This window comes from Pseudomonas sp. UM16, assembly GCF_050312595.1.
GTDB lineage: Bacteria > Pseudomonadota > Gammaproteobacteria > Pseudomonadales > Pseudomonadaceae > Aquipseudomonas.
The window spans coordinates 81,989-101,181 of sequence record NZ_JBNPJT010000009.1; the positions used below are offsets into that span (position 1 = coordinate 81,989).

At 60.3% G+C, this 19,193-nt stretch carries 16 protein-coding genes; 5 read left to right on the forward strand and 11 right to left on the reverse strand.

Features of this window, described 5'->3' with window-relative positions:
• The first annotated feature begins 41 nt into the window (after positions 1-41).
• Entirely contained in the window at positions 42-1,592 is a 1,551-nt protein-coding gene (locus tag ACQRAX_RS12510; RefSeq protein WP_412039784.1) for an AmpG family muropeptide MFS transporter, read from the forward strand.
• Positions 1,593-1,616: 24 nt separating this feature from the next.
• On the opposite strand, the gene ACQRAX_RS12515 is transcribed toward ACQRAX_RS12510, so the two are convergent.
• The 3 genes from ACQRAX_RS12515 to ACQRAX_RS12525 all read right to left on the reverse strand — a co-directional run bounded on the left by ACQRAX_RS12515 (position 1,617) and on the right by ACQRAX_RS12525 (position 4,446).
• A complete protein-coding gene (locus tag ACQRAX_RS12515) occupies positions 1,617-2,867 on the reverse strand; it encodes an MFS transporter (RefSeq protein ID WP_412039785.1) in 1,251 nt (416 codons plus the stop codon).
• Positions 2,868-3,005: 138 nt separating this feature from the next.
• The gene (locus ACQRAX_RS12520) at positions 3,006-3,848 is read right to left on the reverse strand and encodes a mechanosensitive ion channel family protein (protein ID WP_412039786.1); all 843 of its coding nucleotides are present in this window, start codon (positions 3,846-3,848) and stop codon (positions 3,006-3,008) included.
• A gap of 112 nt (positions 3,849-3,960) precedes the next feature.
• The gene (locus ACQRAX_RS12525; RefSeq protein WP_128323918.1) at positions 3,961-4,446 is read right to left on the reverse strand and encodes a YajQ family cyclic di-GMP-binding protein; all 486 of its coding nucleotides are present in this window, start codon (positions 4,444-4,446) and stop codon (positions 3,961-3,963) included.
• 113 nt (positions 4,447-4,559) lie between these two features.
• Between ACQRAX_RS12525 and ACQRAX_RS12530 the strand changes: the two genes are divergently transcribed.
• Genes ACQRAX_RS12530 through ACQRAX_RS12540 form a run of 3 tightly spaced genes read left to right on the forward strand, consistent with a single transcriptional unit; the run spans position 4,560 to position 8,127 of the window.
• A complete protein-coding gene (locus ACQRAX_RS12530; protein ID WP_412039787.1) occupies positions 4,560-5,477 on the forward strand; it encodes a putative 2-dehydropantoate 2-reductase in 918 nt (305 codons plus the stop codon).
• A gap of 50 nt (positions 5,478-5,527) precedes the next feature.
• Positions 5,528-7,564 carry a sensor histidine kinase gene (locus ACQRAX_RS12535; RefSeq protein ID WP_412039788.1) on the forward strand — a complete coding sequence of 679 codons (2,037 nt, stop codon included), beginning with the start codon at positions 5,528-5,530 and terminating at the stop codon, positions 7,562-7,564.
• A gap of 2 nt (positions 7,565-7,566) precedes the next feature.
• Complete coding sequence (locus ACQRAX_RS12540) at positions 7,567-8,127, forward strand: cob(I)yrinic acid a,c-diamide adenosyltransferase (protein ID WP_412039789.1); 561 nt, start codon at positions 7,567-7,569, stop codon at positions 8,125-8,127.
• Positions 8,128-8,175: 48 nt separating this feature from the next.
• Here ACQRAX_RS12540 and ACQRAX_RS12545 read toward each other — a convergent pair whose 3' ends face one another.
• The 4 genes from ACQRAX_RS12545 to secA form a co-directional block, all read right to left on the reverse strand.
• Positions 8,176-9,120: a Nudix family hydrolase gene (locus tag ACQRAX_RS12545; RefSeq protein ID WP_412039790.1), complete on the reverse strand. Its 945-nt coding sequence runs from the start codon at positions 9,118-9,120 to the stop codon at positions 8,176-8,178.
• Positions 9,117-9,749, reverse strand: a complete 633-nt coding sequence (locus tag ACQRAX_RS12550; protein WP_412039791.1) for a glutathione S-transferase — start codon at positions 9,747-9,749, stop codon at positions 9,117-9,119. The genes ACQRAX_RS12545 and ACQRAX_RS12550 overlap by 4 nt, the downstream gene beginning before the upstream one ends.
• Positions 9,750-9,880: 131 nt before the next feature.
• Positions 9,881-11,098 carry a bifunctional glutamate N-acetyltransferase/amino-acid acetyltransferase ArgJ gene (gene argJ / locus ACQRAX_RS12555; protein ID WP_412039792.1) on the reverse strand — a complete coding sequence of 406 codons (1,218 nt, stop codon included), beginning with the start codon at positions 11,096-11,098 and terminating at the stop codon, positions 9,881-9,883.
• 127 nt (positions 11,099-11,225) lie between these two features.
• Positions 11,226-13,961 carry a preprotein translocase subunit SecA gene (secA, locus tag ACQRAX_RS12560; protein WP_412039793.1) on the reverse strand — a complete coding sequence of 912 codons (2,736 nt, stop codon included), beginning with the start codon at positions 13,959-13,961 and terminating at the stop codon, positions 11,226-11,228.
• A 285-nt stretch (positions 13,962-14,246) separates the two neighbouring features.
• On the opposite strand from secA, the gene ACQRAX_RS12565 reads away from it, so the two are divergent.
• Complete coding sequence (locus ACQRAX_RS12565) at positions 14,247-14,723, forward strand: DUF721 domain-containing protein (RefSeq protein ID WP_412039794.1); 477 nt, start codon at positions 14,247-14,249, stop codon at positions 14,721-14,723.
• A gap of 58 nt (positions 14,724-14,781) precedes the next feature.
• On the opposite strand, the gene lpxC is transcribed toward ACQRAX_RS12565, so the two are convergent.
• The 4 genes from lpxC to ACQRAX_RS12585 all read right to left on the reverse strand — a co-directional run bounded on the left by lpxC (position 14,782) and on the right by ACQRAX_RS12585 (position 19,190).
• Entirely contained in the window at positions 14,782-15,693 is a 912-nt protein-coding gene (lpxC, locus tag ACQRAX_RS12570; RefSeq protein ID WP_412039795.1) for a UDP-3-O-acyl-N-acetylglucosamine deacetylase, read from the reverse strand.
• Between the two features lie 112 nt (positions 15,694-15,805).
• Positions 15,806-16,996, reverse strand: coding sequence for a cell division protein FtsZ (ftsZ, locus tag ACQRAX_RS12575; protein WP_412039796.1), 1,191 nt, complete (start codon positions 16,994-16,996; stop codon positions 15,806-15,808).
• Between the two features lie 56 nt (positions 16,997-17,052).
• Positions 17,053-18,306 carry a cell division protein FtsA gene (gene ftsA, locus ACQRAX_RS12580; protein ID WP_412039797.1) on the reverse strand — a complete coding sequence of 418 codons (1,254 nt, stop codon included), beginning with the start codon at positions 18,304-18,306 and terminating at the stop codon, positions 17,053-17,055.
• Between the two features lie 14 nt (positions 18,307-18,320).
• A complete protein-coding gene (locus tag ACQRAX_RS12585; RefSeq protein ID WP_045183526.1) occupies positions 18,321-19,190 on the reverse strand; it encodes a cell division protein FtsQ/DivIB in 870 nt (289 codons plus the stop codon).
• Positions 19,191-19,193 lie beyond the last annotated feature (3 nt).

Below are 19,193 nucleotides of genomic sequence, written 5' to 3' on the forward strand. Positions count from 1 at the left end.
TGCGCGCTTTGTTTTCGTAAACTTGAGGCAGATGTTGGCCCATGCCCCGTAAAACCTGGCGCGCTGCGCTCGCTGCCTATGCCAGCCCGTCTACCTTGGTGCTGTTGCTGCTCGGCTTTGCCGCCGGCTTGCCCTACATGTTGGTGTTTTCGACCCTGTCGGTATGGCTGCGCGAGGCCGGGGTGGCCCGCGAGACCATTGGTTATGCCAGTCTGATCGGCCTGGCCTATGCCTTTAAATGGGTGTGGTCGCCACTGCTCGACCAATGGCGCTTGCCGCTGCTTGGCAAACTCGGTCGTCGGCGCTCCTGGCTGGTGCTGTCACAGGTGCTGGTGGTGATCGGCCTGGTGGGCATGGGCTTTTGTGATCCGCAAAAGCATCTGTCCTGGCTGATTGCCCTGGCGGTGTTGGTCGCCTTTGCCTCGGCCACTCAGGACATCGCTGTCGACGCCTACCGCCTGGAAATCGCCGACGATCAGCGCCAGGCCGCCCTCGCCGCCAGCTACATGGCCGGCTACCGGGTCGCCGCGCTGCTGGCCACCGCCGGAGCCCTGTTCTTTGCCGAAGGCTTCGGCTCCACCGGGTTCAGCTACCTGCACAGTGCCTGGACCGGTACCTACGTACTGTTCGGCGTACTGATGCTGCCAGCGGTAATCACTACCCTGCTGATGCGCGAGCCCCCCGTACCGCTGCGCACTCAGCTGTCAGCGGCGCGCTATGGCCTGGTCCATCAACTGGTATCGGTGTTCGTCCTGATCGTCCTGCTGGTTTCGGTACCGGCGACCTTCACTCAGTTGTACAACACCGATTTTTCCAGCGTGCTGTTCGATGGCGTGAGCCTGCTCGACCTGCTGCTTGAAGACCGTGCCTTCCTGCGCGCAATCCTCTACATCACACTGACCGCGCTGTGCCTGTCGGCCATGGGCCGTCGCGGCCTGGCGCCAGTCCTGACGCCAGTCAACGACTTCATCCTGCGCTACCGCTGGCAAGCGCTGTTGCTGCTCGGGCTGATCGCCACCTACCGGATGTCCGATACGGTGATGGGCGTGATGGCCAACGTGTTCTACATCGACCAGGGCTTCACCAAAGACCAGATCGCCAGTGTCAGCAAGATCTTCGGCCTGATCATGACCCTGGTCGGTGCCGGCATGGGCGGTTTGTTGATTGTGCGCTTCGGTATCCTGCCGATTCTGTTCATCGGCGGCGTGGCTTCGGCCGCGACCAACATCCTGTTCTTGATGCTCGCCGACATGGGCCCGAACCTGCAGATGCTGGTGGTGACCATTTCCTTGGATAACTTCAGTTCAGGTTTGGCCACATCGGCCTTCGTCGCCTACCTGTCGAGCCTGACCAACCTGAAGTTCTCGGCCACCCAATATGCGTTGCTGAGCTCGATCATGCTGCTGCTGCCGCGCCTGATCGGCGGCTATTCAGGCGTCATGGTGGAAAAATTCGGTTACCACGACTTCTTCCTGATCACCGCCTTGCTCGGGGTACCAACGCTGATCCTGATCGCCCTGCAGTGGCGTCAGGAGCAAGGCCGCGGCAAACAGCTACCCAGCGACAACTCCGTCGCCGAACAGCGCCCCTGAGGGCTTCTGAGGCGCTTGCCGGGATTACCCCGGCATCGTTTCCGGGTGTGCGCATGTGGCACCCAGAACGACCTTCAGCGGCCATAGCGCCAGGATACCTGCCAGCCCCGCCGCAACAGCAAAGCTGAGCAGGCTGGCGCCAGCACCGAGTAGCGCCAACAAGGCGCCGCCAAACCCCAACAGAGCAATGGTGATCATGCCCAGCATGGCCGACACCAGGCCTTTGCTCTGTTCACTGGAGAACAGCGTCATGCGGTACAGCACCGCATTGGCGATACCCAGACCCAGCGCATAAATCGACATCCCTGCGACCAGGCTCGGCACACTTGGCACCAGCCATGTAGCCAGCATCATGCCCAGCAGCCCCACCAAGTAAGGCCAAAGCGCGCCACGCACCAGGCTGTTGAGCGGATAGCGGTCGGCAATCCGGTTGATCACCAGGTTGCCCAGGATCAGGCCAGCGAACACCGGCAATTGCCATAGGGCGTAGTCGAGGGTGCTCAAGCCTTCATCGTGAATCAACAGCACCGGCGACAGGCCGATCCAGCCAATCAACGGCAACCCCACCAGGCCTAGCGCCGCGCTACCGGCGACGAAACGACGGTTACCCAGCAACTGGACATAACCGGCCAATAGCGATTTCAGATGAATCGGCTGGAACGCCAGGCGCGAACCGTCACGGCGCTCAACGCCCAGCGTCTCCGGCATGAAACGGTACAGCGCAAACCAGGACAGCACTGCGCAAGCACCAAAGATCACGAACAGCCAACGCCACGATACCCACTCCAGTAGCAGAGTCCCCACCAACGGCCCGAGCAGTGGCGACAGCAGGGCGATATTGGCCAGCAAGGCCATCATGCGTACCGCATCGGCCTCGCTGAACGCCTCGTTCAAGGCCGGGTAACTGACCGTCACCACAAAGCCCAGGCCAATACCCTGCAGCAGCCGTAGCAGGTTGAACAGTTCGATTCCCTCGACCCAGAAGGTCGCCAGGCAGGTCACGCAGAACATCGCACAGCCCACCAGCAACAGCGGTCGGCGACCGTAGCGATCAGCCAGCGGACCGATCAGCCATTGCAGCAGCACGCCACCGAGCAAGTAGAGGTTCAAAGCGTGGGGAATGAATTCGGGGCTGGCACGCAGATCAGCGACCACCACCGGCATGGCCGGCATCACCACATCACTGGCGAGGTAGGTCAGCAGTTCAAACAGCGCCAGCGTCATCGCGAAGCAGAACGCTCGCAATGGGGTGATATTGATCAACGGGGTAAGCATGATGAGGCCGGCAAACAGAGGTAAGCCAGCCTATATGCCAGAAAGGCGGGGGCACAGATAGCGCGAAGACGTGAACAAGTGTAATGCCGTGGAGCGGATTCACCGAGGCGTCCCGGTGAACCCGCCCCGAGAAAGGGCTTACTGTACCGCGGCTTCCTGCACTACACGGATTACCCGCTGCGGGAAGGGAATGTCGATACCCTCTTCCTTCAGACGATCGCGCGCATGCTCGTTGAGCATGAACAGCACATCCCAGTAATCGGCAGTGTTCACCCAGATCCGCAGAGACAAGGTGATCGAGCTATCGCCGAGCATCGACACCACTGCCTGCGGCGCCGGGTCTTGGTGCACACGCGGGTCTTTGGCCAGCTCCAGCAGCACCTGACGGGCCTTCTGCAGATCGGCTTCATAATCGACACCGACATCAAACACCACTTTACGGGTCGGCTGCCGGTTGGTGTTGGTGATGATGCCGTTGGACAAGCTGCCGTTAGGCAGGATCACTGTCTTGTTATCACCGGTACGCAGCACGGTGTGAAAGATCTGGATGCTATCGACGGTGCCGGAGACACCCTGAGCTTCGATCCAGTCACCCAAGCGAAACGGACGGAACAGCAGAATCAGCACGCCACCGGCAAAGTTCGCCAGGCTGCCCTGCAATGCCAGGCCGATGGCCAGGCCCGCGGCACCGATGGCGGCAACAAACGAGGTGGTCTCGATACCGATCATTGAGGCTACGCTGACCACCAGCAGAATTTTCAGAATGATGTTCGCCAGGCTGCTGATAAAGCCTTGCAAGGCCTGGTCGGCGTTGCGCAAGGCGAGCAGTTTGCCCAGACGGAAGGTCACCTTGTTGATCACCCACCAGCCAATGGCCAGGGTCAGCAGCGCCAGCAACAGGCGGCTGCCATATTCCATGATCAAGGGAACCCAGGTTTGCGACGTTTTAACCAGCTGATCGACTTCAGCACTCAAATCCATAATGTTCTCCTGATGCCGAGGGGCAAAAGCTGTATAAATCGCGCCGCAATCGTTTCAGCGGCAACAAGAACCTCGGACGCCAAAACGGCGCCAAGGTTCCCAGGCACGTTGATCAGTCGCGGAAGTTGTTGAACTGCAGCGGCATACCGAATTCTTTGGCACGCAGGGCCGCAATGGCTTCCTGCAGGTCGTCACGCTTTTTGCCGGTGACACGCACCTGCTCACCCTGGATGGCGGCCTGAACCTTGAGCTTGGCGTCTTTGATGTGCGCGACGATCTTCTTCGCCAGTTCCTTGTCGATGCCTTCCTTGAGGGTGGCATCCTGCTTCATCACTTTGCCCGAAGCATAGGCATCTTTGACTTCCAGGCACTGGACGTCGATCTTGCGCTTGACCAGGGCCAGCTTGAGGATCTCGATCATCGCTTCGAGCTGGAACTCGGCTTCGGCGGTCAAGGTGACGGTCAGGTCCTTTTCCTTGAACTCGAAGCTGCCCTTGCCCTTGAGGTCATAACGACGGTCCAGATCTTTGACCGCGTTTTCCACGGCGTTGGTGACTTCGTGCTTGTCCAGTTCCGATACCACGTCGAACGACGGCATACCTTCTCTCCAAAAAATAAACGCACGCTCGCCGCTCTAATCAAAGAGCGCGATGGAGCGCACAGGGTTTGACGGTTAAAATACCGGCTCATTATAACGGTTGCGAAACGCTGATGAGCAGCACCTGGCATATTCTCGGCGCCGGCAGTCTGGGCAGCCTCTGGGCCTGCCGCCTGGCGCGTGCGGGCAAAGCGGTCCGTTTGATCCTGCGCGATACCCAGCGCCTGCAGGCCTATGAATCGGCCGGTGGTCTGACCCTGATCGACAAGGGCCAGGCGCAGCTGCATGCAATCCCGGCACAAACCGTCGCCGACAGCACGCCCATTCATCGCCTGCTGGTGGCCTGCAAGGCTTACGATGCCGAGCACGCGGTCGCGCATCTGGCGCCACGCTTGGCCCACGGCGCCGAACTGATCCTGTTGCAAAACGGCCTTGGCAGCCAGGATGCGGTCGCCAACCAGGTCCCGCATGCACGTTGCATCTTTGCCTCAAGCACCGAAGGCGCGTTTCGCGAAGTCGATTGGCAGGTCAATTTCGCCGGTCACGGCTTCAACTGGCTGGGCGATCCGGCCAACCCCTTGACGCCAGAGTGGCTGGATGAGCTCAACGATGCCGGAATTCCCCACCAGTGGACGCCGGACATCCTCACCCGGCTGTGGCGCAAACTGGCACTCAATTGCGCCATCAACCCGCTGACGGTGTTACACGACTGCCACAACGGTGGCCTGCAGGCGCATCATTGCGAAGTGGCGACCCTTTGTGCGGAGCTCGCCGAACTGCTGCAATGCTGCGGCCAGCCTGAAGCGGCCAACGGCCTCAACGAGGAAGTAGAACGGGTGATCAAGGCCACCGCCGCCAACTACTCTTCCATGTACCAGGATGTACGCCAGGGCCGGCGTACCGAAATTCATTACCTGCTTGGCCACGCCTGCCGCATCGCCAGCCGCCATGGCCTGGAACTGCCACATCTGGAGCGACTCTATCGACGCCTGCTCGAACACCTGAGTGCGCGCCGATTGCCCTGCGACTGAAGGCAGCGTTACCCTGCCCTTTCATCCACAGACCGGGATCCCGCTATCACATGACGCTGCGCGAACGCCTGGAAAACCTGCCGGTCGGACAGAAACTGCTGGCTGCGCTGCTGGTACTGTTGATCACCATTTTGCTGGTGGCCAACCTGACATTCATCAGCGCCGCCTACTGGATATCCCAGGAAAGCATGGCCCCCCAGGCTCTGCAGACCATTGGTCGGCTGGTGGCCAACCCGCAACTGGCTACGCAGGCAGCCAACTCGCCCGAGGCGGCCAACGCCCTGCTCAAGGAGCTCGACAGCTATACGCCGTTGCGTGCAGCAGCGGTATACGGCAGCGACGGCAAATTGCTCGCGCAACTGCAACACGGTGAACAACTGCCGCTGCCCACGCGCTACCGGCATATCGAGAACTGGCGCCTGACCGAGTTTCGCAGCACCCAACTGACCAAGTTGAACCGCCCTGGCCACCCTCCGGGTTACCTGTTGATGGTCGCCAGCAGCGAACTGCCGATGGCCTTCTATACCGGCATTCTCACTGCCAGCCTGGGCATCCTGGTGTTCAGCATTTTGCTGTGGATGATCATTGCCCGGCAGATCAAGCGCCTGATCACCCAACCGATCGACCAGCTCGAGCAGCTGTCACGCCAGGTCACCCGCGAGGAAAACTATTCCCTGCGCGCCAAACGCGGCAATGACGATGAAATCGGCAGCCTGGCGGAAGCGTTCAACACCATGCTGTCGCGCATCGAAGCACGCGAGCAGCAGCTCAAGCGCACACGTGACGAGTTCCAGGATGCCTACGACCAGGCTCAAGGCCTGGCCGAGGAAACCCGCCACACCAACCGCAAGCTGGAGCTGGAGGTCCAGGTCCGCAGCAAGATCGAGAAGAAACTCACCGGCTTTCAAAACTACCTCAACAGCATCATCGACTCCATGCCCTCGGCACTGATCGCCCTCGATGAACAGCTCTATGTAACCCAGTGGAACCAGGAGGCCAGCGCGCTCTCCGGCACGCCGCTGGATGAGGCGTTGAACCAACCGATCTTTCTCGCCTTCGAGCCGCTCAAGCCGTTTCTGCCGCAGCTCAAGGAAAGTGTCGAGAAGCACCGGGTGGCGAAGATCGAGCGCGTGACCTGGACCAAAGGTGAAGATGCCCGGCATTACGCGCTGACGTTCTATCCGTTGATGGGCGGTGGCGGGCGTGGGGTGGTGATCCGTATCGATGACATCACCCAGCGCCTGTCCCTGGAAGAAATGATGGTGCAATCGGAAAAGATGCTCTCGGTCGGTGGCCTGGCCGCTGGCATGGCCCATGAAATCAACAACCCGCTAGGCGCGATCCTGCACAACGTGCAGAACATTCGCCGACGCCTGTCGCCAGATCTGGCGAAGAATCAGGAACAGGCCAACGAGCTGGGCATCGACCTGCCGATCGTCAATCGCTACCTGGAAAGTCGCGAAGTACCGCAACTGCTCGATGGCATCCAGCAAGCCGGGGCGCGCGCCGCCAAAATTGTCACTCACATGCTCAGCTTCAGCCGGCGTAGCAACCGCCAACTGGCTCCCTGTGACTTGCCGGCGCTGATCGACCAGGCGGTGGAGATTGCCGGCAACGACTTCGACCTGACCATCGGCTTCGACTTCAAGGGCCAAGCCATCATCCGCCAGTTCGACCCTAATCTGGGGCCGGTGCCCTGCACTGCCAACGAACTGGAGCAAGTGCTGCTCAATCTGCTGAAAAACGCCGCTCAGGCCATTCACCTGCGTGAAGACGACAGCGAACCGGGACGCATCATCCTGCGTACCCGTCTGAACCCACCGTGGGCGGAGATTCAGGTCGAAGACAACGGTGTCGGCATGCCGGAAACGGTGCGCAAGCGCACCTTCGAACCGTTTTTCACCACCAAAGAGATCGGCCAGGGCACAGGCCTGGGCCTGTCGGTGTCGTATTTCATCATCACCAACAACCACAAAGGCCAGATGGAGGTGCAATCGGCACCGGGACAAGGCACTTGTTTTACCTTGCGCCTGCCACTGGCCAACAGCTCGCCGGTTATCGTCGAGCCACAGAAAATGGAGTCTTGAACATGGGTTTTCGCTTGTCGAAGATCTACACCCGTACCGGCGACAAAGGCCAAACCGGCCTGGGAGACGGCCGCCGGGTGCCAAAGGATCATCCGCGGATTGAGGCCATTGGCGAGGTCGACAGCCTTAACAGCCAGATAGGGCTGTTGCTCGCCGGGCTTGCGGAACAGGGGCTTGAGGAAATCATCGAAGTTTTGGCGCCTTGCCAGCACCGACTGTTTGACCTCGGTGGCGAACTGGCGATGCCGAGCTACCAGGCGCTGAACAGTGCTGAAGTGGAACGCCTGGAACTGGCCATCGATCGCTGGAACGACGAACTGGGACCACTGGAGAATTTCATTTTACCGAGCGGTTCGGCGCTGATTGCCCAAGCCCATGTGTGCCGCAGCCTGGCGCGCAGTGCCGAACGGCGCTGTCAGCAGCTCAACAGTGTCGAGCCGCTGACTGGCGTTGGCTTGGCGTACATCAATCGCTTGTCGGATTTGCTGTTTGTCGCCGCGCGCTTGATTGCTAGGCGCCAAGGGGTAGCCGAAGTGCTTTGGCAGGCGGCGGCGAAACCCTGATACTGATTCGTAGCCGCTGCCGCCAGGCTGCGGCTACAGGCCCCCAAGCTATTGTGCAGGCCAGAAGGCGCGAATCCCCGCCACCCCTTGGGCACCATGCTGCCAGGCCTTTTCACGCTCGCCAGCGCCTACCCCACCGAGCAGATACACCGGCTTGCCGAAGCCTTCGATCAACCGCTGCGCCTGCTCCCAGCCCAACGGCTGGGCATCCGGATGTGTCTGGGTCGCCTGCACCGGCGACAAGGTGACAAAGTCGACCCCCATCTGCTCTGCCAGATCCAGTTCTTCGGCGCTATGACAGGACGCTGCCAACCAACGCTCATTAGGGAACGGTCGACCATTACTGGCGTACTTGCGCAATTGCTCAGAGGTCAGGTGCCAGCCCGCTGCGGGAAAGTCGCCCAACCACTCCAGCGGCCCCTTGAGCATCAATTGCGCCTTGCCGGCACATAACCCTACCGCGTCCACAGCGACGTCACGGTATTTGGGGTCGTACATGTTCGGCGCCCGCAGTTGGACCAGCTTGATCCCTCCGGCAATGGCCTTCTGAATACCGCGGAGCATCGGTGGCACTTCCAGTCCTTCTGGAGTAATCAGGTACTCACCCGGCAAGCGCGCCGCCGCCACGATCGGCCGATTGGCCTCGGGAAAATCATACTGCGGCAATTCACGGGCGGTTACCCAGGCCAGCGGTTGACCTTCGGCGCCATGGGGCTCGCCGGTAAAACCAGTGACTTCCCAGACATCCAGCAACACCTGCTTGTCTGGGTAATCGTGCTTAACCTTGATCAATGGCCGCGCAGCAGAAACGACAATGCCCAGCTCTTCGTTCAGCTCGCGGGCCAGGGCGACTTCCACCGCCTCGCCATCCTCGACCTTGCCGCCGGGGAACTCCCACAGGCCGCCTTGATGCTGGGTATCAGCACGGCGAGCAATCAGGATTCGGCCATCAGCACCGCGAATGACCGCCGCGGCTACATGTATACGTTTCACCCTTCACGCTCCGCCAGGCCAGCTTTTTGCCAGGCCTGGAAGGCTGGCCACTGATAAATGGTTTCGATATAGCTAGCCGCTTCAGCTGGCACTTCCACCCGGTAGGTGCGCAAGCGCACGGCAATCGGGGCGAAGAAAGCATCGGCCAGGCTCACGGAACCAAACAGGAAAGCACCGGCTTCCTTGGCAGCCAGACGGCATTCCGACCACAGGGCAACGATGCGATCGATGTCGACCTGTACATCCAGCGGCATGTGCTCCAACGCTTCATCCCGAGACAGGTCAAACGGCATATTGCCGCGCAGGGCAAAAAAGCCGCTGTGCATCTGGGCGCAAGCAGAGCGCGCCTGGGCGCGAACGCCAATCTCAGTCGGCCACAAGTTGGCTTCAGGATGACGCTCGGCCAGGTACTCGGCAATGGCCAGAGAGTCGGCAATGACGCCGTGCTCGCACTTGAGCAAGGGCACCTTGGCCGTTGGCGAATGCTCGAGCAAGCGCGCTCGGGTATCGGCCTGGTTGAGTTTGATCAGGGTTTCGTCATAAGTAGCGCCGGCCAGTTCGAGGGCCAGGGCAGCGCGCAGCGACCAAGAGGAATACAGCTTGTCGCCGATGATCAGGTGGTAACTCATGGTTCGGCTCCAGAGTTTGAGGAGAGAAAGGTCCTTCGGACCTTATCGCTGGCAGACCAGCTCCCACAGGGGGGTGCCCCTTGTAGGCGCCGGCCTTGCCAGCGATCAGCCGCATAGCGGCTGAAAGCACATCAGGTACGGTATTCAGCGTTGATCTTCACGTACTCGTGGGACAGGTCAGTGGTCCAGATGGTTTCGCTGCACTGGCCACGGCCGAGCTCGATGCGGATGGTGATTTCTTCTTCAGCCATCACTGCCGAGCCCTGGGCTTCGGTATAGCTGGCACTGCGGCCGCCCTTGCTGGCGATGCAGACATCACCCAGGTACACGTCGATCAGGCTGACATCCAGCTCAGGCACACCAGCGCGGCCGACAGCGGCAAGGATCCGCCCCCAGTTCGGGTCGGAGGCAAACAGTGCGGTCTTGATCAGTGGCGAATGAGCCACGGCATAACCGACGTCCAGGCATTCCTGATGATTGCCGCCGCCGTTGACTTCGACAGTGACGAACTTGGTCGCGCCTTCGCCATCACGAACAATGGCCTGAGCCACGTCCATGCACACCTCGAACACGGCTTTTTTCAGCGCTTCGAACAGCGGGCCTTTGGCCTCGGTGACTTCAGCGACATCCGCTTTGCCCGTGGCGATCAGCATGCAGCAATCGTTGGTTGAAGTATCGCCGTCGATGGTGATGCGGTTGAACGACTTGTTGGCACCGTCGAGCATCAGGTCCTTGAGCACCTTCGGGGCGACCTTGGCGTCAGTGGCGATGTAACCGAGCATGGTGGCCATGTTCGGCCGGATCATCCCCGCACCTTTACTGATGCCGGTAACGGTGATGGTCACGCCTTCGTGCTGGAACTGCCGGCTGGCGCCCTTGGGCAGGGTGTCAGTGGTCATGATGCCGGTAGCGGCGGCAGCCCAGTTGTTTTCCGACAGATCGTCCAATGCAGCCTGCAGGGCACCTTCGATTTTCTCGACTGGCAGCGGCTCACCGATTACCCCGGTGGAAAACGGCAATACGGCGCTGGCGTCGACGCCAGTCAGCTCGGCCAGCTTGGCGCAGGTGCGCTCGGCAGCCGCCAGGCCTGGGGCGCCTGTACCGGCGTTGGCATTCCCGGTGTTGGTCAGCAGGTAGCGCACGCCGCCTTGCACGCGTTGCTTGGCCAGAATCACCGGCGCGGCGCAGAATGCATTGAGGGTGAACACGCCTGCAACGCTTGAGCCTTCGGCGCAGCGCATGACCACCACGTCCTTGCGCCCCGGGCGCTTGATACCCGCAGAGGCGATGCCGAGTTCAAAACCTGGAACCGGGTGCAACGTTGGCAAAGGACCAAGACCAACAGCCATGTAAGCGCTCCTAGAAAAAGTACACCGGGTCGAATAGGCCGGTGCTTGAGATGGAACAACGCCGCGACGGTACGGAACCGGTCGCGGCGTGGTGTTCGTGAATCAGCGGACTGCCGGGTAGATGAGGTTAGTTGATCTGACCATGGCAGTGCTTGAACTTCTTGCCCGAACCACACCAGCACAGTTCGTTGCGACCCAGCTTCTGCTCGTTGCGCACCGGGGCAGCGGCGACGGCGACTTCAGCGCCCTCCTCTTGCTCCTCGACTTGCTCAAGCCCTGGGGCAGCTGCGTGCTGGAACTGCATACGCGCAGCCAGTTCTTCTGCTTCGCGGCGCAGGCGGGCTTCTTCTTCGGCCGGATCTTCGCGGCGCACCTGAACATGCGAGAGCACGCGGATGGTGTCGCGCTTGATCGAGTCGAGTAGCTCCTGGAACAGGTTGAAGGACTCGCGCTTGTACTCCTGCTTCGGGTTCTTCTGCGCGTAACCACGCAGGTGAATACCGTGACGCAGGTGGTCCATGGTCGACAGGTGGTCTTTCCACAGGTCGTCCAGAACACGCAGCAGAATCTGCTTCTCGAACGTGCGCAGGGCTTCGGCGCTGGCCTGTTCTTCCTTCTCGTTGTAGGCCGCCAGCAGCTCGGCCATGAGCTTCTCGCGCAGGGTTTCTTCGTACAGGTGATCGTCTTCGTCGAGCCATTGCTGGATCGGCAACTTGACCCCGAAATCGCTGGCCAGTGCAGCTTCCAGGCCGGCCACGTCCCACTGCTCAGGCAGCGATTGCGGCGGAATGTGCTGGGCGACGGTGACGTCAAGCACTTCCTGACGGAAGTCGGCAATGGTGTCACCAATGTTGTCGGCTGCCAGCAGGCTGTTACGCATGTGGTAGATAACTTTACGTTGCTCGTTGGCGACGTCGTCGAATTCCAGCAGCTGCTTACGAATGTCGAAGTTGCGACCTTCAACCTTGCGCTGAGCTTTCTCGATGGCGTTGGTGACCATGCGGTGCTCAATGGCCTCACCGGACTGCATACCCAGTGCCTTCATGAAGTTCTTCACCCGGTCGGAGGCGAAGATACGCATCAGGCTGTCTTCGAGCGACAGGTAGAAGCGGCTGGAACCTGGGTCACCCTGACGACCGGCACGGCCGCGCAGCTGGTTGTCGATACGACGCGATTCGTGACGTTCGGAAGCGATCACGTGCAGGCCACCGGACTCGATTACCTGCTGATGACGCTTCTGCCAGTCGGCCTTGATTTGCGCGATCTGCTCCGGTGTCGGGTTCTCCATGGCCGCGACTTCAACTTCCCAGTTACCGCCCAGGAGGATGTCGGTACCACGACCGGCCATGTTGGTGGCAATGGTCAGCGCGCCCGGACGACCGGCTTGCGCGATGATCTCGGCTTCCTTCTCGTGGTACTTGGCGTTAAGTACCTTGTGATCGATGCCTTCCTTCTGCAGCAAGTTGGACATGTGCTCGGAGGTTTCGATGGTCGCCGTACCCACCAGGACAGGACGACCCTGGGTCATGCTTTCCTTGATGTCGGCAATGATCGCGGCGTACTTCTCTTCCGCAGTCAGGTACACCAGGTCGTTGTAGTCCTTACGCGCCAGCGGCTTGTTCGGCGGGATGACCATAACGTTGAGGTTATAGATCTGGGCGAACTCGAAGGCTTCGGTGTCGGCGGTACCGGTCATGCCGGACAGCTTGTTGTACAGACGGAAGTAGTTCTGGAAAGTGGTCGACGCCAGGGTCTGGCTTTCGGCCTGGATGTTCAGGTTTTCCTTCGCCTCGATCGCCTGGTGCAGGCCTTCGGACAGCCGACGGCCCGGCATGGTACGGCCGGTGTGCTCGTCGATCAGCAGGACCTGACCGTCTTGAACGATGTACTCAACGTTGCGATGAAACAGCTTGTGCGCACGCAGGCCCGCGTAAACGTGGGTCAGCAGGCCGAGGTTGTGTGCCGAGTAGAGGCTCTCGCCTTCAGCCAGCAGGCCGACCTGAGCAAGCATTTCTTCGATGAACTGGTGGCCCGCTTCGTTGAGTTCGACCTGACGGCTCTTCTCATCGATCTTGTAGTGGCCTTCCTGGGTGACTTCACCCTCGACTTCCTCGATGTGCTGCTTGAGGCGCGGGATCAGCTTGTTGATTTCGATGTACAGCTTGGAGCTGTCTTCGGCCTGGCCGGAGATGATCAGCGGGGTCCGCGCTTCGTCGATCAGGATGGAGTCGACTTCGTCGATCACGGCGAAATTCAGCTCACGCTGGAATTTCTCTTCCATGCTGAACGCCATGTTGTCGCGCAAGTAGTCGAAACCGAATTCGTTGTTGGTGCCATAGGTAATATCGGCAGCATAGGCGATGCGCTTTTCTTCCGGTGGCTGGAACGGCGTGACAACGCCGACACTCAGGCCGAGGAACTCATACAGCGGGCGCATCCAGTTGGCGTCACGGCGGGCCAGGTAGTCGTTGACCGTAACCACGTGCACACCTTTGCCGGACAGTGCATTGAGGTACACGCCCAGGGTTGCGACCAAGGTCTTGCCTTCACCGGTACGCATTTCTGCGATAGTGCCTTCGTGCAAGGCCATGCCGCCGATCAGCTGAACATCGAAGTGGCGCATGCCCATGACCCGCTTGCCGGCTTCACGCGCGACGGCGAAGGCCTCTGACAGCAGTTGATCGAGGGTCTCGCCTTTGGCCAGGCGCTCTTTGAACTCTGCGGTCTTGGCGCGCAGCTGTTCGTCCGAGAGGGCGACCATCTTCTCTTCGAAGGCATTGACGGACTGCACCGCCTTGAGCAGGCGTTTCACCTCACGCTCGTTCTTGCTTCCAAAAAGTTTTTTTAACAAAGGCGCAAACATATCGACAGGATCTTCCACACATAGGGATGGAGGGCGGCCCCGTGAGTCGCCCGTGCAGCCCTTATGGCCGCATGCGAACGAGCATTCTACCCGGAAACGACGGTGAGGAAAGTGGCGGATGTCCACGATGCTGGCACAGCGCTTTGACGGGGCTTTTTTACAATAAGGGCTTTTTTCACAACTTCAACCCATGAGCAACATGAAGTTTTTTCCATCAACACCCGGACAAGGCGTCAGTCGGGGGATCTGATAAGATGCCGGTACTGTAACTTCAGGTGTCCTTTCATGGCTTTTCGCCCCTTGCCGGCCCGCGCACCCGCCGTACTGCTGCGCGAAGCCCGGCCGCTCAAAGCCCTGTTCAGCCAGGCCCAACGCCTGGCGCAGCTGCAGAAGCTGCTCGACAGCCAGCTGCAGCCGGCTGCCCGGGAACATTGCCATATTGCCTCGTGGCGCGAAGGCACCCTGCTGCTGATCGTCACCGACGGTCATTGGGCCACGCGTCTGCGTTACCAACAAAAACGCCTGCAACGTCAGTTGCAGACGCTGGATGCCTTCAGCAGCCTGACCCGAATTCTGTTCAAGGTGCAGCCGCCGACTACCCAGAGTCGGGCTATCGGGCATACCGCCGATCTTTCCAGCCGTGCAGCGGAAAATATCCAGGCCACCGCTGAGGGCATCACCGACCCGAAATTGCGTGCGGCACTGGAGCGCTTGGCCAGCCATGCACGGGACAAGGACAGCGCTGGCAATACAGATTCGTAACCATAAAAAAGGCCACCCAAAGGTGGCCTTAATCAATCACTAGAGAGAGTGTTCGAACTTACACTGCCGCAACCGGACGCATGTAAGAGATCGGTGCCGTACTGGCATCTTCGAAAGTCACCACTTCCCAGGCATCGGTTTCCTCGATCAGCTTGCGCAGCAACTGGTTGTTCAGCGCGTGCCCGGACTTGTAGCCCTTGAACTCGCCGATCAGGCTGTTGCCCAGCAGGTAGAGGTCGCCGATGGCGTCGAGGATCTTGTGCTTGACGAATTCGTCTTCGTAACGAAGGCCGTCTTCATTGAGCACACCGTCCTTGTCGACCACGATGGCGTTTTCGACGCTGCCGCCGAGCGCGAGATTGTGCTTGCGCAGGTACTCGATATCGCTCATGAACCCGAAGGTGCGGGCGCGACTGACTTCCTTCACGAACGAGGTGCTGGAAAAGTCCACGCTGGCACTTTGGGTCCGGTTACGGAACGCCGGGTGATCGAAATCGATCTCGAAACTCACCTTGAACCCGTCGAATGGCAGGAAAGTAGCGCGTTTGTCGCCATCTTCCACTGTCACTTCGCGCAGGATGCGGATGAATTTCTTCGCTGCGTCCTGTTCTTCCAGGCCGGCAGATTGAATCAGGAATACAAAGGGCCCAGCGCTACCGTCCATAATCGGCACTTCAGACGCGGAGAGCTCGACGTAGGCGTTATCGATGCCCAGGCCAGCCATGGCCGAGAGCAAGTGCTCAACCGTGTCTACCTTGGTATCGCCATTGACCAGTGTCGTCGACATGGTGGTCTCGCCAACGTTGGCCGCGCGGGCGGGAATTTCCACCACGGGGTCGAGGTCGGCACGGCGAAATACGATGCCGGTATCCACAGGTGCAGGTTTGAGGGTCAGGTAAACCTTTTCCCCGGAGTGCAGGCCGACACCTGTGGCACGGATAATATTTTTCAGGGTGCGTTGTTTAATCATGGCATTGGCCGCTTCAGCGCAAATTGCGAACTGGTATCAACAAAGACTGGGGATAATACCAGACCCGGCCTTTGCTGAACACCAATCACCCTTATACCCCTGATAAATTTCATCAATCGGCCTGGCGACGCAGGAATGCCGGGATATCCAGGTAATCCAGATCGTCTTGCGGATTGAGTTTGGCCGCAGCGGCCGCACCGGCATGCGCCTGATTGCGCATTACGGTCGGACGCTCCAGGTCACGGTAGTTCACCGACGACTGCTCCTGACGCACAGGTGCCGGAGCGGCAGTCTGCATGGCAGCGGTTTGCATGGTGTTGTCGATGACCTTGACCGGCTTCTCGATCTTCGCGCCCAGGCCCGTGGCAACCACGGTCACGTGCAGCTCGTCGCGCATGTCGGGATCGATAACGGTACCGACTTTGACCATGGCGTGATCGGAAGCGAAGGCTTCGATGATGCTACCAACGTCCGAATACTCACCCAACGACAGATCAGGACCGGCGGTGATGTTGACCAGGATGCCGCGAGCGCCCTGCAGGTTGACGTCTTCGAGCAGCGGGTTACGGATGGCCGCTTCAGTCGCTTCACGCGCACGGTTCGGACCGCTGGCGCAGCCAGTGCCCATCATCGCCATGCCCATTTCGCTCATCACGGTACGCACGTCGGCGAAGTCGACGTTGATCATGCCCGGACGCTTGATGATGTCGGAGATACCGCGAACGGCACCGGCCAGTACGTCGTCAGCCTTGGCGAACGCCGACAGCAGGCTGGCGTCTTTGCCGAGGATAGTCAGCAGTTTCTCGTTCGGGATGGTGATCAGCGAGTCGACGCTCTCTGCCAGTGCACGGATGCCTTCATCGGCAATCTGCATGCGCTTGCGGCCTTCGAACGGGAACGGACGGGTCACCACTGCAACGGTGAGAATACCCAGCTCCTTGGCCACCTCGGCGATGATCGGCGCAGCACCGGTACCGGTACCGCCGCCCATGCCGGTGGTGATGAACACCATGTTGGTACCCTGCAGCACTTCAGCGATGCGCTCACGGTCTTCCAGCGCGGCCTGACGACCGACTTCCGGATTGGCACCAGCACCCAGGCCTTTGGTCACGCCGGTGCCCAGTTGCAGAATGGTCCGTGCGCCGATGCTTTTCAGCGCCTGAGCATCGGTGTTGGCGCAGATGAACTCAACGCCTTCGATGTTGCTCTTGACCATGTGATTGACGGCGTTGCCACCGCCGCCACCGACACCGATCACTTTGATGACCGGGCTTTGCGGGACGTTGTCTACGAGCTCGAACATTTTCCCTCTCCTTACAGTTCTCTAGTTTTTGCGCCTACTACTACTGCTTTGAAACTTTAAAAGTTGCCTTTGACCCAGCGGGTGAAACGCTCTAGCGCTGGGGCTTTTGGTTCATCGCCATAGTTGTTGTTGCTGGTACCGGTCAGGCTGACGCCGTCGGACTGCTTGAGCAGGCCGTAAGTCAGCAGACCGACACCGGTGGAATAGATCGGGTTGCGCACCACGTCGCTCAGGCCCCGAACGCTATGCGGTACGCCCAGGCGGACCGGCATGTGGAAAATCTCTTCGGCCAGTTCCACCGCACCTTCCATCTTCGAGGTGCCACCGGTGAGGACGATGCCCGCAGGTACCAGGTCCTCGTAGCCGCTGCGACGCAGTTCAGCCTGGATCAGGGTGAACAATTCGTCGTAGCGCGGCTCGACCACTTCGGCCAAGGCCTGACGCGACAGTTCGCGTGGCGGACGGTCACCAACACTTGGCACCTTGATGGTTTCGCCAGCGCCAGCTAGCTTGGCCAGGGCGCAGGCGTAACGGATCTTGATCTCTTCGGCGTACTGGGTCGGCGTGCGCAGGGCCATGGCGATGTCGTTGGTCACCTGGTCGCCGGCAATCGGGATCACTGCGGTGTGACGGATCGCGCCTTCGGTGAAGATAGCGATGTCGGTGGTACCGCCACCGATGTCGACCAGGCACACGCCCAGCTCTTTCTCGTCATCGGTCAGCACCGAGTAGGCCGAGGCCAGTTGCTCGAGGATGATGTCGTCGATTTCCAGGCCACAGCGGCGCACGCACTTCTCGATGTTCTGCGCGGCATTGACGGCGCAGGTGACCACGTGAACCTTGGCTTCCAGACGCACGCCGGACATACCCAGTGGCTCGCGCACGCCTTCCTGGTTGTCGATTACATAGTCCTGCGGCAGGGTGTGCAGAACCCGCTGATCAGCCGGAATGGCAACAGCCTGGGCGGCGTCGAGGACGCGCTCAAGGTCAGCCGCACTGACTTCACGGTCGCGGATCGCAACGATACCGTGGGAGTTCAGGCTACGGATGTGATTGCCAGCCACGCCAACAAAGGCCGAGTGGATCCGGCAGCCGGCCATCAGCTGGGCCTCTTCCACCGCCCGTTGGATCGACTGCACGGTCGATTCGATATTGACCACCACACCCTTCTTCAGCCCGCGCGAAGGATGGGTGCCGATACCGACGATTTCCAGGGTACCGTCGGCCGCGACTTCGCCTACCAGCGCCACTACCTTGGAGGTGCCGATATCGAGCCCGACGATCATTTTGCCGCTATGCGCATTTGCCATGGTCCTGCCTCTCTCTAATTCTTCGCAACGGCGGGTTGGGCCGTCGTCGGTGCAATCGGTTCCCGCCAGCCAACGGCCAGGCCATTGGCGTAACGCAGATCGATGCGGGCGATTTTGGTGATCTGTTCTTTGAGTGTCTTGTCGTAAATGGCAATGAAGCGGCGCATTTTTTCTACCAGATGGTCGCGCCCCAGCAGCAGTTCGATCCCTGGCCCGGCGCTGCCAGCGCCGGTGGTCAGGAACCAGCTGCCGCGCTCGCGCACTTCCAGCCGGGCAATCGAAAAGCCCATTGGCCGCAACATCTGGCTCAGTACCTGATATTGCTGCATCACTTGTTGCTGCGCCCGCTGCGGCCCGAACAGCTGCGGCAGGTGCTCATAGTTGGCCAGCTCACGCGGGGTAAAGGCCTGACCCTGGTTATTGAGCAAGGCTTCTTCGCCCCAACGCGCGACGGGCAACTGTTCTTCCAGGCGAATCACCACCTCGTCCGGCCATACCCGACGCACTTCGGCATGAGCGATCCAGGGCATCTTCTCCAGTTCCGCGCGCATGCTGGCCAGATCAACGGTGAAGAAGCTGGCGGCCACATACGGGGCGATACGTTGCTGCACCGCTTGCTGGCTGATGTAGCTCAGGTCGCCCTGCACAGCGATCTTGGTGATCGGCCGGTCGGCGTACGGCATCAACCGTTGCGCGCCTTCATAGGCGCCAAACCCGGCGACGACCAACAACACCGGCCAAAGCAGGCGCTTGAAGACGCTGAAGTTGGCCTTGGGCAGGCGCGCCGACAGCGGCTCTTTGGCCACCATCCGGCTGGCACCACGCGGCACCGGCTTACTACGGCCGGTGGCGGGTTGCTGATGACGTAACATCGCGCCTTGCATGGG

What these genes read in the sequence shown, in the direction of transcription:
- ACQRAX_RS12530 (WP_412039787.1), top strand. Translation starts at nt 4,560, where the DNA reads ATGAGCAGCACCTGGCATATTCTCGGCGCCGGCAGTCTGGGCAGCCTC.
- ftsZ (WP_412039796.1), bottom strand. Translation starts at nt 16,996, where the DNA reads ATGTTCGAGCTCGTAGACAACGTCCCGCAAAGCCCGGTCATCAAAGTG.
- ACQRAX_RS12565 (WP_412039794.1), top strand. Translation starts at nt 14,247, where the DNA reads ATGGCTTTTCGCCCCTTGCCGGCCCGCGCACCCGCCGTACTGCTGCGC.
- ACQRAX_RS12515 (WP_412039785.1), bottom strand. Translation starts at nt 2,867, where the DNA reads ATGCTTACCCCGTTGATCAATATCACCCCATTGCGAGCGTTCTGCTTC.
- secA (WP_412039793.1), bottom strand. Translation starts at nt 13,961, where the DNA reads ATGTTTGCGCCTTTGTTAAAAAAACTTTTTGGAAGCAAGAACGAGCGT.
- ACQRAX_RS12585 (WP_045183526.1), bottom strand. Translation starts at nt 19,190, where the DNA reads ATGCAAGGCGCGATGTTACGTCATCAGCAACCCGCCACCGGCCGTAGT.
- ACQRAX_RS12525 (WP_128323918.1), bottom strand. Translation starts at nt 4,446, where the DNA reads ATGCCGTCGTTCGACGTGGTATCGGAACTGGACAAGCACGAAGTCACC.
- ACQRAX_RS12510 (WP_412039784.1), top strand. Translation starts at nt 42, where the DNA reads ATGCCCCGTAAAACCTGGCGCGCTGCGCTCGCTGCCTATGCCAGCCCG.
- ftsA (WP_412039797.1), bottom strand. Translation starts at nt 18,306, where the DNA reads ATGGCAAATGCGCATAGCGGCAAAATGATCGTCGGGCTCGATATCGGC.
- lpxC (WP_412039795.1), bottom strand. Translation starts at nt 15,693, where the DNA reads ATGATTAAACAACGCACCCTGAAAAATATTATCCGTGCCACAGGTGTC.
- argJ (WP_412039792.1), bottom strand. Translation starts at nt 11,098, where the DNA reads ATGGCTGTTGGTCTTGGTCCTTTGCCAACGTTGCACCCGGTTCCAGGT.
- ACQRAX_RS12550 (WP_412039791.1), bottom strand. Translation starts at nt 9,749, where the DNA reads ATGAGTTACCACCTGATCATCGGCGACAAGCTGTATTCCTCTTGGTCG.
- ACQRAX_RS12535 (WP_412039788.1), top strand. Translation starts at nt 5,528, where the DNA reads ATGACGCTGCGCGAACGCCTGGAAAACCTGCCGGTCGGACAGAAACTG.
- ACQRAX_RS12520 (WP_412039786.1), bottom strand. Translation starts at nt 3,848, where the DNA reads ATGGATTTGAGTGCTGAAGTCGATCAGCTGGTTAAAACGTCGCAAACC.
- ACQRAX_RS12540 (WP_412039789.1), top strand. Translation starts at nt 7,567, where the DNA reads ATGGGTTTTCGCTTGTCGAAGATCTACACCCGTACCGGCGACAAAGGC.